The sequence below is a fragment of the Mucilaginibacter sp. P5_A4 genome (assembly GCF_056400605.1).
Map to the genome: position 1 here is coordinate 178,995 of NZ_JBFUKX010000002.1, position 16,361 is coordinate 195,355.

Annotated in this window: 13 protein-coding genes; all 13 read left to right on the forward strand. The window is 43.6% G+C overall.

All coding sequences use genetic code 11. The annotated features are described in order from the left end of the window. Positions 1-10 precede the first annotated feature (10 nt). The 13 genes from AC1DQW_RS02655 (at position 11) to AC1DQW_RS02715 (ending at position 16,360) form a co-directional block, all read left to right on the forward strand. Positions 11-2,089, forward strand: coding sequence for a hypothetical protein (locus AC1DQW_RS02655; protein ID WP_477452715.1), 2,079 nt, complete (start codon positions 11-13; stop codon positions 2,087-2,089). A gap of 283 nt (positions 2,090-2,372) precedes the next feature. Further along, the gene (locus AC1DQW_RS02660; protein ID WP_477452716.1) at positions 2,373-4,451 is read left to right on the forward strand and encodes a hypothetical protein; all 2,079 of its coding nucleotides are present in this window, start codon (positions 2,373-2,375) and stop codon (positions 4,449-4,451) included. A gap of 86 nt (positions 4,452-4,537) precedes the next feature. Next, the gene (locus tag AC1DQW_RS02665) at positions 4,538-5,194 is read left to right on the forward strand and encodes a hypothetical protein (protein ID WP_477452717.1); all 657 of its coding nucleotides are present in this window, start codon (positions 4,538-4,540) and stop codon (positions 5,192-5,194) included. A 62-nt stretch (positions 5,195-5,256) separates the two neighbouring features. Then, positions 5,257-7,683 (forward strand): hypothetical protein, encoded by a 2,427-nt coding sequence (locus AC1DQW_RS02670; RefSeq protein ID WP_477452718.1) that lies wholly within the window; start codon positions 5,257-5,259, stop codon positions 7,681-7,683. A 97-nt stretch (positions 7,684-7,780) separates the two neighbouring features. Further along, positions 7,781-8,029 (forward strand): hypothetical protein, encoded by a 249-nt coding sequence (locus AC1DQW_RS02675; RefSeq protein ID WP_477452719.1) that lies wholly within the window; start codon positions 7,781-7,783, stop codon positions 8,027-8,029. 129 nt (positions 8,030-8,158) lie between these two features. After that, entirely contained in the window at positions 8,159-8,314 is a 156-nt protein-coding gene (locus tag AC1DQW_RS02680; RefSeq protein ID WP_477452720.1) for a hypothetical protein, read from the forward strand. A gap of 762 nt (positions 8,315-9,076) precedes the next feature. Further along, entirely contained in the window at positions 9,077-10,273 is a 1,197-nt protein-coding gene (locus AC1DQW_RS02685; protein WP_477452721.1) for a head maturation protease, ClpP-related, read from the forward strand. A 184-nt stretch (positions 10,274-10,457) separates the two neighbouring features. After that, positions 10,458-11,666, forward strand: coding sequence for a hypothetical protein (locus tag AC1DQW_RS02690; RefSeq protein ID WP_477452722.1), 1,209 nt, complete (start codon positions 10,458-10,460; stop codon positions 11,664-11,666). 110 nt (positions 11,667-11,776) lie between these two features. Then, on the forward strand, positions 11,777-12,364 hold the full coding sequence (locus tag AC1DQW_RS02695; RefSeq protein WP_477452723.1) for a hypothetical protein: 588 nt from the start codon (positions 11,777-11,779) through the stop codon (positions 12,362-12,364). 78 nt (positions 12,365-12,442) lie between these two features. Then, positions 12,443-12,709 carry a hypothetical protein gene (locus AC1DQW_RS02700; RefSeq protein WP_477452724.1) on the forward strand — a complete coding sequence of 89 codons (267 nt, stop codon included), beginning with the start codon at positions 12,443-12,445 and terminating at the stop codon, positions 12,707-12,709. Next, positions 12,706-14,004 carry a hypothetical protein gene (locus AC1DQW_RS02705; protein WP_477452725.1) on the forward strand — a complete coding sequence of 433 codons (1,299 nt, stop codon included), beginning with the start codon at positions 12,706-12,708 and terminating at the stop codon, positions 14,002-14,004. The genes AC1DQW_RS02700 and AC1DQW_RS02705 overlap by 4 nt, the downstream gene beginning before the upstream one ends. Before the next feature lie 398 nt (positions 14,005-14,402). Beyond that, positions 14,403-15,017, forward strand: a complete 615-nt coding sequence (locus AC1DQW_RS02710) for a DUF6712 family protein (RefSeq protein WP_477452726.1) — start codon at positions 14,403-14,405, stop codon at positions 15,015-15,017. Next, on the forward strand, positions 15,017-16,360 hold the full coding sequence (locus AC1DQW_RS02715; protein WP_477452727.1) for a hypothetical protein: 1,344 nt from the start codon (positions 15,017-15,019) through the stop codon (positions 16,358-16,360). Before AC1DQW_RS02710 ends, AC1DQW_RS02715 begins: the two co-directional genes overlap by 1 nt. The last annotated feature ends 1 nt before the right edge of the window (position 16,361 follow it).

Below are 16,361 nucleotides of genomic sequence, written 5' to 3' on the forward strand. Positions count from 1 at the left end.
CAATAAAAATATGGCTATAGTAGCAAATATCACCATTACCAACACCACCAGCCCAAGCGACGACCAGGTTTATGGCGACGGGCACATTTTTTTAACCGATTCTGAAACCAACCAGCCGGTAAATGGCAACAACGTTGTTGTAATCTTCACCCAAAATGTTAATGGTAACATTTCCACACGATCTGTTGCTATACCGGGGCAGAGCATTAAAATATTTTCGGGCCTTATTGCCGATAAAACAACGGGGTATTTTGTAACGTTTAGTACACCGCAACTTGGTACCGTTCCAGATCCCCCGCCACCTGTAAACACCTGCGACCTGAAGATCAATTTCATTCATGTAGATAAGCCCGAATCGGCACCTGGCGCCGGCGATGCGCAAATTACGGTTAACGCGTCATCAACTTATGGCCCTATCCTATACAGTATTGATCTGGGCGATACGTGGCAGGCTTCGCCAACTTTTACCGGCTTAAGCGGTGGCGTATTGCAGGTAATGGCTAAGGATAGCAACACTTTGGGCTGTACAGATCAGGCATCAATCAATATCCATACCGTTTCAGATTTGCTGGTGAGCGATCCGTCTGTAACGCGCACGGGCGGCAAGGTTTCCCGCTGGAATGCCGCATTTAATCCTATAGTTTTTACTTACCAGCGTAAAGACTTTAGTATTACCGGCGTTACTGCTGATAATGATGCCGGCCACGCCAATATTGGTGTAAATACCACTTTCATCAAGCAAACTACTCAAAAATCCATGGTAAACACGGGCGACAAGGTATACATAAACGCCCCGCCATACCAGGGCACCTATGTGGTTGAAAAAGTAACCGGCGACAACCACATTGTAATAAATACGCCTTATACAGGCGATGCAGGCGGTTTTATCAATATAAACAGCATGCGGCCTTATTACAAGATAATTACCCAAATAACCTATATTGATAAGCTTACCGGTCGCCAGGAAACCATCACATCAAGCAACCGGCCCGATGGTACAGGACTGGTAAAGGCCGACCTGGCGAACTTTTTGCAAAGCTTGCTGCGGCCGGCCGATAACAGCGATTATACCCAAAGTAATTTCAGAGACGATAACCTGAGCGCCAGTTACCAGGTACAATATGCCCAGCATTGGGATGATGGCACAACCGATGGCCATACATCGGCTTTTGTAACGCTTACCAATCCTTATTACGTGGTTTATGCGGCCAAACAATTAGGAGAGCGCCATGCAGGTAACCTGGCGGCATATGTTCCTTTTGCCCAGGTTAGCGATACTGATCAGCTTGCCCGCTGGGTTACTGATTTTGCCGAGCCGGCCTATTCAATAGGGTATCCGTTTGATATTGGTTTTATTTACAGCGAAGAAATGGTTGGCCTGCAATTATATTGCGAATTAACCTTGTTGGATATTAACCGCCAACCACTAGCCGGCGGGCCACAGGTGAGCAACCTGCTTAACGAAGATGGCACATGGCTGCTAAACCAGGATGGCGGCAAATACGTTATTGCCGATCAGAATTTAATGAGCATACCTGTTCCCGGTCGGCTGGGTTTAAACAGGCTGATGATAAACGGTAGTTTCCCGCGCGAGGCATTTTACTTTAATATCGCCCTAAAGTATGACGATGAGCATACTACACATACAGTAACCCAAACGCAAACCATAAGGGTAGACGATGCGGTGGATGACAGATCGGTTTACCTGCGCTGGATAGGTTTAAGCGGCTCATGGAACTACTACCGTTTTGTTTTTAACCAGGAATTAAGCCTTGATGTACAAAACGCAACCATCATTAAAAACTATGTACATGATTGGGAAAACCAGCAGGGTATTGAAGAAGTGATAAGCAAAACCGCCGGGCAAAAAATGAAGGTGATGGCCGAGGACCTCTCCATAGCCGATATTAAAGGATTACAATCTATCAAATACTCGCCCAAAGTGCAAATGCTGGTAAACAAAAACCCGGTAAAATGGCAGACCATTGTTATAAACACAGCCACCTTCAGCGAATACGAAACCCGCAATGGCCAGGCGCCTTTCAGCATCACATTCAATATGCCATCTATTAATATACAAACGCAGTGATGGTGAGTGGTGAGCGGTGAGTGGTGAGCGGTGAATAGTGAATAGTGAGTGGTTACTTGTAAAACACGATTTCAAACACAGCTCAAAACCGAATCCCGGACCAATGAACTATTGAACAAAGTGATTTGATTTCGGATTTCGGATGTTCGATTTCGAATTTATTTTGATTTTACCAATGACAGCGCAGCGAAATGACCAACGACAAGCGTAGCGATTATGACCAATGACATCCCGCCGAAAAGTACCAATGAACTAATGAACCAGTGAACCAATGAACTAAAAGATGAACGAATTACAGTTATATATTAATAACCAACTGGTCGATTTGAGCGAGGACAGCCCGATTGCCCTCACTTTCCAGATCAATAACCTGGCCGAGGTTAAAAACCAGCAGGGCAATACCAGCAACCAGTTTAAGCTGCCGCTTACCCAGCGCAACCGGCAAATATTAGGTTTTGCCGATGATGTGGCAATTACAGCCAGCCTGCCCTATGATTATTACGATGCCCGTATTATACAGGATGGACTGGAGATTGTGCCATACGGCATTGCGCAACTTAACAACATCGAACAAAATACAGCCAGTATTACCGTACTAAGCGGCAATGTTGACTTTTTTGATGCTATTGAAGGAAAGCTGTACGATATGGGCGATAGTACAACGCCTTACGGCATTAACAAACCCTTTGATACTTATCAGCATAAGTGGAATGTGGGGAATGTGGCCGCATCGCAAATAAAAACCGATGGCTGGATATGGCCGGTTGTTGATTATGGCAACCTGGTTTATAACTTTGCGGGTGATAACGAGATTAACGTACGAAATTTAAGGCCTGGCTTTTTTATTAAAACGGCTATTGATTTGATGCTGGCAGCAAATGGCTATAGGGGTACCGGATCATTATTGAGCAACCCGGTTTACCCGCTGCTGATAGCCCAGTTCAGTAATGATAATTTTGTACATGGCGCCGATTACCAAAACCAGCCGGCTACCAATGGCAGTATTGTTTATAACGGCTTAAACATCAGTATATCGCGGGCGAAAAATTCAGGTTTACAGCCTGGCGGCGAAATCGGTTTTAGCAATATCCAATCCGACCCTAACAGCCATTACGCCAACAATAGGTATACAGCAAAGGAAATCATCACTGTTGACGCTGCGCTTACTATCCCCAAATTCTATTTTTATGGCCGGGCATCCGGCGATCATAAAAGCAGCGTAGACATCAGCATTGTTTTGGATACGCCAGGCTTACCGAGGCAATATTTAGCAACCACTACATTTAATTTTAACGATGGTTACGATGCCCCGAGAGATAGCGGCAGCGGCGGATCGATACAGGCCCACAAAACCTATTTAAACACCGCGATAAAAGCTACAGATATTGAAATGGGCGTTGGCCAGCAGTTATTGGTTGAATATGATTTTCATGGTGATGCGCCTTACAATTTCACCATTTACGCCGGGGCAACGTTTGCCATTACCGCACAAAATGAAACGGTATTATACGGGCAGGAAATCCAGTGCGAAAGGATCTTCCCGGATATCAGTCAGAAAGATTTGCTGAAAGATGTTTTACAGCGTTTCGGCATTATTTGCCAAACCGATAATACCACGCGTACCATCAACTTTGCATCGTTTAAAGATATTGTGGGCAATATGCCGGTAGCTAAAAACTGGACCAGCAAATGCCTCGACCAGGGTAAAACCATATCCTTCCAGTTGGGTGGTTATGCACAGGTAAATTATATGAAATACAAAGCCGACGATAATGTTTTACCCAAAGGCTTTGCCGATGCGCAGATAAAAGTGGCCGATAAAACCTTGCCTGCCACGGCCGATCTGTTCGAGAGCCAGTTTGCCCCTACCCTCAACCGGCCTTATATTGGAGGCACCATTGCGCAAATAAAAATGATTGATGAAACATCCGATAGTAACGACTTTAGCATCGGCGTTTCACCCCGGATACTAATAGACAACAAGCTGCTGTTAAATGGCAAAACCGTTAAATTTACAGATGGAGACACCGCGAACGATCAATTGGTTAACGACTTTATATCGGTACCCTATTTTTACAAACCCGATGGCGAACACAACCTGTGCTTTGCCGATATGCCCGGAGCAGGCGCCGGGAAAACGCTGCCAGGTTTAAAAGCCCTTTATTACCCCGAACTGGAAAAAATACTGCAGCAAACCAAAAAGGTAGTACGCTACTTTTTGCTTACCCCGCGCTATATCCTTGATCTTGACTTGCTGATACCCGTTTACCTGGAGCAGGATAGTTGCTATTACTACATTAATAAAATTGACAGCTGGCGTAAGGGACAACCGACTAAGGTGGAGTTGGTGAGGCTGGGATGATGTGAAAAAATAAATATGTTAGCTTATTTGCAACAAACAATTCCGTTTATTATTATTGCCAATAAATTTAGCAAAACCTAAACAATATGGCAGATTTGGAAGAAATTGAAAACATAGCCGCTGGTATGGCAACATATGGTATTATGAGCAGGCTTATTAACCGATACGGGTTATTAAACGTACTTTTTTATGGGGCTTTAATAGTTACCACTGTAGTTTTTATTCTGATTTGGTTACTTTCTCAAATAATGAACGCCGGGTACGATAAAACCTGGACTACCGTAAAAGAGGGGGATAAAATATACTACAATTTTGAGCCAGGTGATACTGTTTTTAAAAATTTTATACCCCAAATATTAATAAGGCCTATAAATCAATCTGACATTGAAAAAATGCCTATGGTTGAATGGAAGAAAAAAAAGCTGATAAATGAATTGGATACCAACTTAAAGCCGTTATTAATTGGTGCTAAAATTGCATTTACACGAGACAGTTTATACAAATACAATACTGCATATATCGGAATATTTATTAAAAAAGATTCTATAAAAAATTTAAAATTAGGCGATTGCGCTGCAGGCGCTATGGGAGATTATTGGTATACAATTAAGCTTGATACCACGCATGTAGACTGTTGCTATGAGTCCACAATCCCAAATGGTTACGTATTAGCTGATAAAAATTATTATGTACCCGCGGGATGGGTTAGGTTGCAGGAGTCATTAACTTTTACAAAAAAATAAAAATAGGCCATGTCTATTTTTTTAAACGAACTATGCCAATTAACATATAAAACATAATTGATATGAATACAAACAATCAAGATGCACTAAAACAAGTTGAAATAATAACTAATCAACTTCAAAAGGAAGCGGCATCATTAAATCAAACCTTACAAGCACTGCTTTCAAAGCAGGATGTCTTAAATGCAAGCACTAAAAAAAGCAGTGAAGCGTATAAAACACTTGCGGATCAAATTGATAAAACAAAAGGAAGTTTAAAGACAATTACCAATGAGATAAATAAAGGAATGCAGGCACTTACCGCCTACAGTGGTTCGGCACAGCAAAACATAGCACTTTTAACGGCGCTTACATTGACGTATACCCGGCTTGTACAATCACAAGGTATATCATCGGCAACAGTGCAGCAATTAAAGGTAAATATTGTTTCACTAACTAATGTGATAGGTTTGCAAACAGCAACGGTCACCAAAAACAAAGAAGTTTTCGATTTTCACAAAGGATCTGTTGACGCTTTTAAATCATCGTTTGATAAACTTAAGGAAGGGGCCGGCTCATTTGGCCCGGTTTTGGGTTCTGTTTCAACAGGATTTAATGCCTTAAAAACTGGTTTATCTGTTGTTAAAACAGGTTTCCAAAGTGTTGGCGGAGCTATTAAAGCGACCGGATTTGGTTTACTTGCATTAGTACTTCAATCTGTTGTTGAATATTTTACAAACACTACCGAAGGCAGCAAGAAACTACGGGGGGCTTTAGCTGTTGTTGGCTCAGTTGTGGAAAAAATAAACGGTGCTTTTGCGAGTTTAGGAAAATTTATCCTTAACGCAGTTTCACATCCAATAGAAAGCATTAAAACATTAGGAAACCTGCTTTGGGACAACATTGTTAATCGGTTTAAGTCATTTGCCGTAATACTTGATGGCATCATCCATCTTGATTTTAAAAAGGTAACAGATGGTGTACTGCAAAATATTACCGGTGTTACCCATGCAACCGATAAAATTAAAGTAGCGTTTAACGCCACTAAAAAAGCTGCGACAGAGGCAGGCGGTGAAATAATCAAAACTTATAATAAAGCTCAGGAAGGTGCAAAAAAGACGGATACTACTAACGGAGCTTTACATAAAAACGATCAAACGCGCCATCGGGAAAAAATGCAAATGCATAAAGAAGAAGCAGACGTAAGCAAACCAAAAGCCAATACCGATCCCCACGATAAAGCCTACCAGGATTCCCTCATCAAACAAATGCAAGCCACTGCTAATGGCCTCGCAAAAAAAGTCGAACTACAACACAACAGCTATACCGAAGAACAGGCGACTTTAAAACGTTTGTATGACAATAAGCTCATCAGCCAGGAACAATACCAGCAGGAAAGTACACAACTGGAAGAAAAATACCACGTTGGCATTGGCGAAATCATCAAACGGATGAATGCAGAAGACCTGGAAAAAGTAGAAAAGCAACAAAAAGAACTTGTTGAAGCTCAACAACAAAAGGACCTTATTAGTAAAGATCAACACGATGTTGACAAAGCCATCCTCCCCTGGAACAAACTGGAAGCCGAAAAAAAACTGATAACAGACAAATATAACTTCGAGATCAAAAAGGCGGCAGAAGCGGGGAAGGATACAGCTGCACTACGACTTCAATATCAGGAAGAGATAACAGCCGCTACCAAAAAATCAGAAGAACAACGTAAGGCTCTTGCTATACAAGCCGCCCAGCAAATATCCAGCGCTGCCTTTTCCCTCATCAGCAACAGCATCAAATCATCCAGCGAGGCCAAAATAAAAGGGTTGGAAAGCGATAAGGCCAAAGAGTTAAGCAACACCAACCTCACCAAAAGCCAGAAAGCAGCCATCGAGGCCAAATACAAGAAAAAGGAAAACGACGAAAAAGTTAAAGCTTTTAAGGCCGAGCAAAAAATGCAAATAGCCCAGGCGGTTATAAACGGGGCAATCGCTGTTACAAAAACATTGTCGACCATGGCCCTGCCAGCTGCCATTCCGTTTATAGCGGCAGATGTAGCCATGACGGCCATGCAAATAGCCACCATAGCATCGCAAAAACCACCAAAATTTGCACGAGGCGGCCAGTTTATTTCTGATGGCCGGGGTGCCTTATTGCCAGGCTACAGTCGTACCGATAATACCAATGCCTACCTACGTTCGGGCGAGGCGGTTGTGGTATCCGAAGCCATGCGCAACCCCTGGGCCCGTAACCTGGTAAGCGCCATTAACGTGGCCCACGGCGGTCGCGATTTTTCGGCACCCAATACCGGCAATGGCTACGCCATAGGCGGCATATTTACCGATGGCGGCAATGCCAACCGCTACTATAACCAACCGGTAAATGATGTAAAAGAACTGGCCAACACGGTAGCCTACCAGATGATCAACAACTTCCCCCCTATTTATGTGGACGTGAAAGATGTTAACAACCAGCAGAATATACTGGCGCAAACGGTGGATAGGGTTAACTTGTAGGCGAAGCCCCCCAACCCCCTGAAGGGGGAGTTACAAAATCTTATTATTCAATTTATCTACAATAAAAAGCATCCCCTTTAGGGGACGGGAGGGGCTCATGAACATTAAAACAGCAAACACTCTATTTGACGATGGCGTATTTTCGGCCATGTACAAGGCGGGGTTTATTACCACTAAAATTTTCACTTACCGTGAAATTTACCTTTGGATCCACGCCCAGATGCAGATTCGCAATATCACTAAAAACCAGGCTGTGTTGGAAGCCGAGGTAAAATTTGGCAAGGATGAGCGTACGATATGGCGGGCGTTGAATTGTTTTACAGACGACGCAGATACCCATAATTAACTTATATCAAACTGTAAACTAAGGCTTCTGTTAGCTATATTTACGCTACAATTTATTTCATGGCTACTACAGGTTATCATACAGAAGAAACAATATCAAAAAACAGCATCAAACATTTTTTTATCAGTGATGGATACAAAACTAAAACAAGAAAAACTGGTCGAGGTACCAGAATCAGTCTTATTATCTTTAGTTGCAAATAAATTAAAGGATAAAACGCTATTTCCTGAAAAAGTAAAAAGCGCCAAAAAATATTTAAAGCAAGTTAAATTTAGTGCTCTTTAATTACTAAAGATAATACGTTAAGTAAAGTATGCTTATAGGCAATACTTTACTTAATTTGAACTTCGACAAAGAATTCCATTTAGATTACTATTTGCTCAAAAAACCAAACCTGATTTACTGACAAACTACTGTCACCATCAAATTAAACTCTCGTTCCGATATTTGTATAGTTCAGTTGTCTGAACCGAAGTTCATCGAAATAAGGAATTAACAGAATTTTAAAAATTCGAAAAATTCATCCAATTCGTTTAATTCGAGTTCAGACAAAAAAATCAGCTTACTGACAAACTACTGTCACCATCGCATTAAACTATTGTACCGATATTTGTATAGTTCAGTTGTCTGAACCGAAATTTATAGAATTAAGAAATTAATAGAATTTTAAAGAATTCGAAAAATTTAACTAATTCGTTTAATTCGGGTTCAGAAATAAAATCAGCTTACTGACAAAGTAGTGTCACCATTGCATTGAAAAACTGTACCGATATTTGTATAGTTCAATCATCTGAACCGAAATTCATCGAATTAAGGAATTAACAGAATTTTAAAAATTCAACTAATTCGTTTAATTCCGGATTCAGATAAAAAACCACTGACAAACTACTGTCACCACTAAAACAAAAACTAATTACGACCTTTGAATTATGCCAATCGGCATTAAAAACATCAATCGGATTTCATTCTGGAAATTCTAAAATCCTGAAAATTCTGATTCAGAAAAAAATCTCAAATCTCATATCTAACATCTCATATCTAAAACTAATGAGTTACAAAATCTACTTATACGATACCGAAACCGATTGCATCGGGTCGGGCAGTTTATCATCGGCATACATACAAACGCAGTTGCAGGAAGCCGCCGGGCAGGATCTGGAAGTGCACATCAGCTCGGTAGGCGGCAGCGCGTTTGATGCCATTGCCATATATGATCTGTTTAAAAAATATCCGGGCAAAGTAACTACCTGCATTGATGCCCTGGCTGCCTCGGCCGCCTCTATAGTGGCCATGGGTGGCAAAACCATTATCATGAGCAAATATGCGTTGCTCATGATCCACAAACCAATGGTTGGCAGCGGCGGCAATGCCGATGAGCTTTTAAAAGATGTGCAGATGTTGAATGTAGTACAATCGCGCCTGGCGCAAATCTACATGGACAAGTCCGGGTTGGACGGAGTAACAGTAAACAGTTTAATAAACTCCGTCACCTGGATGACTGCCGACCAGGCCCTTGATATGGGTTTTATTGACCAGGTTGAGGATTACAGCCTGGATATTACCAACAGCGCCCTTATTAAAAAATACACCAGTACCGCTCCTGCGGTTTACCAGCGATGCATTAACAAAATCTTAAACAATAAAAACAACATGAACATCGAAAACAAAGAACTTATCGAAAAAACCACCTCGGTTTTGGATAAGATTATGAACTTCTTCAAAAAAGTGGTCAACAAGCAAACCATTACCGACAAAGGCACCCTGCACCACGCTGGTGAGTTGGGCGAAGGCACCGAAGTGTACAACGACGAAGACATGAGCGCCCCGGCAACAACCGACACTTACACCACCGCCGATGGTAAAAAGATTGACGTTAAAGAAGGCCAGGTACAAAAAGTGGCCCCTGCGCCCGAAGCCGACCCGGAGGCCGAAGATGAGGACGATGATGTACCAACAAGCAAGATAAACCCGGCAAAAAAAGCTACCGAAATTCAAAACCGCCTGCAGCAACTGAAAGCACGCCTACATGCCCAAAACGCTTTACTAACCGAAGCCCGCACAGCCCTTGAAGAGGCAAGTAACCGCCTGCAAAAAACCCGTACCGAAGTTAAAAACGACATAAAGTCAACCTACAGCCCCGAAGGCTCCAAACGCAGCAACAAAGCAAAAACCGAAACCACCCCCTTCTTCGCCCCGCAAAGCGAGCTGGCAAAGAATGCGGTGAAAAAAGCAGTCGCCCCCTAACCCCCTGAAGGGGGAACGATACTTCGCAAATTCATTTTAGTCCTTTTTAATAAAGCTATCCCCAAAAGTTAAAACTATTCCAATCAAAAGCTCCCCCTTTAGGGGTTGGGGGGGCTAATCCCTATAATTCAATCACACTAATCAAAAAGCTCCCCCTTTAGGGGGCTGGGGGGCAAACCTTTTTATGGCTCAATTTACATTCACCAACAACACCTATGCCGGCGAAGCGCTGGCCGGGTTCATGGCAAGCACGCTGCTGGAAGCCGATTCTGTAAAGCGTGGACTGCTCACCGTTATTAACGACGTTAAAGCACGCAAGGTTATTCTTGATGTTGACGACGATGTGGTACTACAAGATCCCTCAGGCATTTTCCACGATCAGGGTACAACCACACTGCAAACCGAGAGCTACCTTGACCCGGTAGTGTACGAATTTATGAAACAGGAACAATGGGACAAACTGGCCCAAAGCTGGGAAGCCCAATCCCTTAAACCTGGCGCCTTTATGGACTATGAAGGCATTGTGGACCTATCCGACTTTATGGTTCAACGTTATTTAACCAAGATACAGGTAGCCAACGAGCGCCTGTATTGGCTGGGTAAAGGCTCAACCAAAGAAGCAACCTTTAGCGCCGCATTCCCCGGCTTATTGCCAACCATAGCGGCAGCATCGGGCGTATACAAAGTAGGCCTGGGCAAACCAACAACAGCTATGAGCGCTACCGCAATTAATGCATCGGGCGTAGTAACCGTAGCAGATACATCAACTTTAGCTGATGGCGATGTAGTAACTGTTACCCAGGTTACAGGCACCAGCAAGGATACTACCAACGGTGCGCCTGGCATTGACTTGACAGGTCAATCATACTTTATCCAGGTATTAACCCCCACTACGTTCAGGCTGGTACGCAACTACAACGAGGTTAACAGCCGCAAACCGGCAACCTTTTTAAATACATCGTCTGCGGCAACCATCAGCTACATTAACGTAAGCAATGTATTGCAGGTTTTGGGCAGCGTTTACGCCCAGCTTGACCCGGCCGACCGCATCCAGGAAGATTTTAACCTCCAGATCCCTTTACACGTAGGTTACGCTTACGCACAGGCACAGGCCAATAAAGCCCTGAACGTTATCAACGCCTTTACGGATATGAAAAAAATGGATTACCTGGGAATCCCATTACAGATCATGAACCACTGGCAGGCCAATACCATACTGGGGGCCCGTTCATCAAACCTGTTTTTAGGAGTCGATCTGCTGGGTGATGCTTCAGAACTATCAACCGTTTACATGAAGCCCTACACCAACGATAACGTAGTACGCATGAAAGCCCGCATGAAAGCAGCCGTAAACTTCAAGTTTGCCAACGAGCTGTTTTACTTAAGCGCGTAAGCGCCCCCCCCGCCCCCTAAAGGGGGAGCAATAATTAACAATCAATTCCATTTACAAGATGCCTCAGTTCCCCCTTTAGGGGGTTAGGGGGCTAATCAACAAAACAATCAATGTCAATTTACAATAAAATAAACGCGGGCTTTAAGCTGGGTGCAGACGAGCCTGTAACATCGGGTATAGAAGATGTGATCTACATTTTTAACCAGGATGATATTACACTAACTTATGACGTGGCCAACCCGCTTATCATAACCGGTTTAACAGCAGTAGGTACTGCAAAAATCTACAAGTTTGAGGGCACCAATAACAGTTTCAATACCATGAGTAAACTCACCAAAACGCAGGTGGGGCCACGCTATACCGAAGAGATCGATTTTAACATTGCAGGCTTATCTGTGGATATTAAAGCGCAATTAATGGCGATGGGTTACGGCAGATTACGTGCCATAGCGGTTAACAACTACAAATCAAGCGATTCGGCAGTTGAACTGTTTGGCGCCGTGAATGGATTGATCCTTACAGATGCAGAACGCAACGCTGCTGACGAAACACTGGATGGTGGTTACAAACTAAAATTAACCAACCCGGATAAGCTGAAAGAACCTTATCCTCCACGCGCCATCTCTATAGCGCCCGGATCTGGTTCGGCAACATATGCAAGTACTATTGCTGCCATTGAGGCGCTTGTGGCCGCATAGCTGCAGTTTGGAGTAATAAGTTTTGAGTAGGGAGTTTACACTGCTTAAAGCCAAACTCAACATTTAAAACTCAAAACTATGAACTCTAAGAAATACATTCTGAAGCCCGGCAAGCATCAGTTCGCCCCGGGCTCGCCGGCAGTGCATAGCAATGATAACCTGAGCGACGAGGAAGCCAAATGGTACCTGGACAGATATCCGCATATAGCATCACTGTTTGCCCCCCAGCCCCCCGAAGAGGGCGTTTTTAAAATCAAGAAGAAAAAAATGGAAAATAAAACTGAAAGAAAATTAAAAGAGGTTAGTACGCTAACTCCCCCTTTAGGGGGTAAGGGGGGCATATGAAAACATACCTTCCCCAAATTGAGCGAAGAATACTGGTAAGGCCCAATCAAACGTATGGCATCCTTAATTACGACCTTGATAATGCCTACCCGCAGCGCATGCTGGAGCTGGTAGCGGGATCACCTACTGCCAAAGACTGCTGGAATAAGAGGGCAAAATTTATAGCCGGTAACGGATTTGAAGCAGAGGGTCTGGGCAAACAGGTGATTAATGCCAAAGGTTTAACATTGGCAAAGTTATTTAAAGCTTTAGCAACCGACAAAGCCTTGTTCACCGGCTTTGGGCTCCATGTAAATTACAATGCCAATTTTAAAATAGCTTCGGTTAACTATGTAAAGTTTGAAGACATCCGCATGGGCGATACCGATTGCCCGGAAACTGCCGGTAAATACGCTATCTACAACGATTGGGGCCGTAAAACCTGGAAGAATATTATGCGCAGTAAGATCACTTTCCTTGACGGCTACAACCCGGATCCTGCAGTGATTCAACAACAGGCTACCGATGCCGGCGGGTGGGACAAATACAAAGGCCAGCTGCTTTATTTTAACCCCGAAGTTGATGATTATCCTTTAATTGAAGCTGATTCGGTTTGGGAAGATTTTGAGACCGAGGCGGGCATCAAGATTTTTAATAACCGCGAGGTAACAACCGGCTTTTTACCTTCAACCATGTTGTTTATGCGGGCCCGCAGGGAAGAAGCCGATAACAGCAGGCCCGATGCCGATGAGTTTGCCGGTGTAAATACAGCATCGCAATTGGAGCAAGATCTTGGAGCTTTCCAGGGAACCAAAAGCGCACAAAAAATCATTGTGATTGAGTACGAAGACGAAAACTCCAAACCGGAGTTTAAGGCCTACCCTATCCAGAACAATGATAAGCTTTTTGAAACAACGGAAAGATCAGTCGGGGCGCGTATTATCAAAGGGTTTTCTGTACCGAGGGAACTCATCAATGCCGAAAAATCATCAGGCCTGAGCAATGGCGGTGAAAAAAAGCAGGCCATCATCGAGTTTAATGACAACACCACGCCGGACAGGCTGGAGCTTGCCGAAACACTGGCCGAAGTATTTAGTCACTTTTACACCGATATTAACCCATCAGGAAACTGGAATATTATAACCGTACCGGCTATAGCTGCCGACGATAATGCAGGTATAAAAGCAGGTAAAAGCATCAATGAGTTGCTTGCATCGGCCATTCCGTTGCAAAATAAAATAGCTACCCTGGTTTATGCCTACGGCTTTAAACAGGCGGAGGCGGAGGCAATGTGTAATCCAGCAAGCCCCCTCTAAATCTCCCCGGAAGCTACCGTGTGTCAGCATCTTTTAATAAAAGAAAATTGTCATTTCGATGGAGCAAGAGGAGGCAGAGAGCGGGAGCGCGAAAGAGAAATCTTGAACGCCCCGCACTAAAGCATGCATGGCTGACTGCCTGTCGCATAAGATTTCTCCTCACCCCTCCTACGCACAACCCACCCGGTTCGTTCGAAATGACAACTGGTTTTATTAATTGATGAGATCCAAAAGATATGGGTACACGGCAGTACGGTAGGGAGGACTTAAAAACAATTATTAATCCATCGGCCAAAAGTCTCCCCTACCGTGGGAGATTTAGAGGGGGCCTACAATTAACTTATCCATTAACATAATCAAAAAGTCTCCCCCTTCAGGGGGAGATTTAGAGGGGGCTTATGATCTATCTCATCAATCAAACCACATTTCAGCAATACGAGGATATTACTGTAAATATAAAACCCGAACGCCTGAAGGTATTCATCAAAAAAGCCCAGGAACTGGACTTGAAACCATTTTTGGGGCATGCTTTATACTACGATTTTTTAACCCATTTTAATGAAGACGGCACCTTAAATGAGGATGCACCGCAACATTATAAAGACCTGTTAAATGGCAGCGAATACCTGGATCAGTACGGACATATTGTTTTATACGAGGGCCTGGCGCCAACCATGGTTTATTTCACTTTTGCCCGCTTTATTGAAAATGATGCGGTGCATTATACGGCCACCGGCCCGGTAATTAAACGCCACGAAAATGGCGATCCGCTTACATCGCCCGAAGTTGTAAAGCTGGTACAACAGCAGCGCAGCATAGCCAATGCCTATGCCAACGACGTTGAAAAGTTTTTGTGGGACAATAAGGCCGACTTTCTGCTTTGGCGATATAATGCCAAAAACAAAAGCAGCAGGCAGGCTGGTCCGCGCATCAGGGGCGTTGATAAAACAGATTTCAATTATCCGGGCAGCTACAACAACTATAATTTAACCATTACCGAATTTTTAAACTGATGGCAACTGATAAAAAAATAAGCGATCTGCCCGTAGCATCCGTTATTAGCGCGGCCGACAATTCCATCCTGATAAAAAGCGGCACCGATTACCAGTTTGCTTTTAACACGCTGCTGCAGTTTATCGGGTCGGAATTGCCGGTAGGCGCGAATATTTCTTTTGGAGATACCCTGCCCCAAAACATTACCGGTAAACCTGGCGACGTTTTCATCAATACAGCTACAGGTTCTATAGCGCAAAAAATAGCTAATGTTTGGACTGTAGTTTACACCTTCCCCACAGGCAATGCCACCGACGGAACCGTTTTATACGGCACCAGTAATCCCGGCAGTTCCACAGGTAAAAACAACGATACCTACATCAACACCCTCAGTGGCATTTTTTACAAAAAATCGGCAGGCACATGGAGCCAGGTATTCTCGATGCAAACCGGTCCGGCCGGGCCTGCCGGACCGCAAGGAGCAACCGGTGCCGCAGGAGTAAATGGCAAAACTATCCTAAGCGGCACGGGTAACCCGTCCAATTTGTACACCGGTACCAACGGTGATTATTATATCAACACAACAACTTCTCACTTTTTTGGCCCGAAAGCGGGCGGTGTATGGCCTGAAGGGTTTTCCCTGGATAACTCTGATGCCGAAGCTATTGCTAATGAAGCAAGTTTAAGGAGCGCAGCGGATGAGGGGTTGCAGGGGCAGATAGATGATAAAGTTGATGCAGTTGAAGGTTATGGATTAAGCCAGGAAAATTATACAACTTTTGAAAAAACAAAGCTTGCCAATTTATCGGAACATTATAAGGGTACTTATACAAGTTTTCCAGCGTTAACTACCGCCAATCCTACCGGTAATTTAGGCGATTACGCTTTTGTTGATACCGGGGCTACATATAACTCTAAAATGTACATTTGGGACGGTAATGATAATGCTTGGGTGCTAAGTTCCGGCGATATAATTCCCGATGCTACCGAAAATAATCCCGGCATTGTTGCATTAGCTACCGTTGCGCAAGCCCTGGCACGCACCGATGATACAAAGGCAATGACTGCTTTAAAAACTATTAGCTTAATACTGGATGAAAAGAAAAATGTAGACAGGCAAATAGCGCCTATAGGAGTTAATGAAGTCTCATTTTTAATGAAAAATACAGGAAATGTAGTAGCATTAACGATTGCGGGAGCTACTAATGCAAAACTTAAAATTGGCTCATCCGGAACATATCCGATCACAACGCAGACCTTCCCTTTTGCTTATTCGGTCGGCGATCGTGTTTTTGCAACATATAACTATTCAGACCTTAACAACGCAAGTTGTAATATAATTTTAACTTGTAGAGATAACTAAA

Bases quoted from the DNA above. Each gene is read 5' to 3' on its own strand.
- AC1DQW_RS02655 (WP_477452715.1), top strand. From the start codon at position 11: ATGGCTATAGTAGCAAATATCACCATTACCAACACCACCAGCCCAAGC.
- AC1DQW_RS02705 (WP_477452725.1), top strand. From the start codon at position 12,706: ATGAAAACATACCTTCCCCAAATTGAGCGAAGAATACTGGTAAGGCCC.
- AC1DQW_RS02665 (WP_477452717.1), top strand. From the start codon at position 4,538: ATGGCAGATTTGGAAGAAATTGAAAACATAGCCGCTGGTATGGCAACA.
- AC1DQW_RS02675 (WP_477452719.1), top strand. From the start codon at position 7,781: ATGAACATTAAAACAGCAAACACTCTATTTGACGATGGCGTATTTTCG.
- AC1DQW_RS02715 (WP_477452727.1), top strand. From the start codon at position 15,017: ATGGCAACTGATAAAAAAATAAGCGATCTGCCCGTAGCATCCGTTATT.
- AC1DQW_RS02660 (WP_477452716.1), top strand. From the start codon at position 2,373: ATGAACGAATTACAGTTATATATTAATAACCAACTGGTCGATTTGAGC.
- AC1DQW_RS02685 (WP_477452721.1), top strand. From the start codon at position 9,077: ATGAGTTACAAAATCTACTTATACGATACCGAAACCGATTGCATCGGG.
- AC1DQW_RS02690 (WP_477452722.1), top strand. From the start codon at position 10,458: ATGGCTCAATTTACATTCACCAACAACACCTATGCCGGCGAAGCGCTG.
- AC1DQW_RS02710 (WP_477452726.1), top strand. From the start codon at position 14,403: ATGATCTATCTCATCAATCAAACCACATTTCAGCAATACGAGGATATT.
- AC1DQW_RS02680 (WP_477452720.1), top strand. From the start codon at position 8,159: ATGGATACAAAACTAAAACAAGAAAAACTGGTCGAGGTACCAGAATCA.
- AC1DQW_RS02695 (WP_477452723.1), top strand. From the start codon at position 11,777: ATGTCAATTTACAATAAAATAAACGCGGGCTTTAAGCTGGGTGCAGAC.
- AC1DQW_RS02700 (WP_477452724.1), top strand. From the start codon at position 12,443: ATGAACTCTAAGAAATACATTCTGAAGCCCGGCAAGCATCAGTTCGCC.
- AC1DQW_RS02670 (WP_477452718.1), top strand. From the start codon at position 5,257: ATGAATACAAACAATCAAGATGCACTAAAACAAGTTGAAATAATAACT.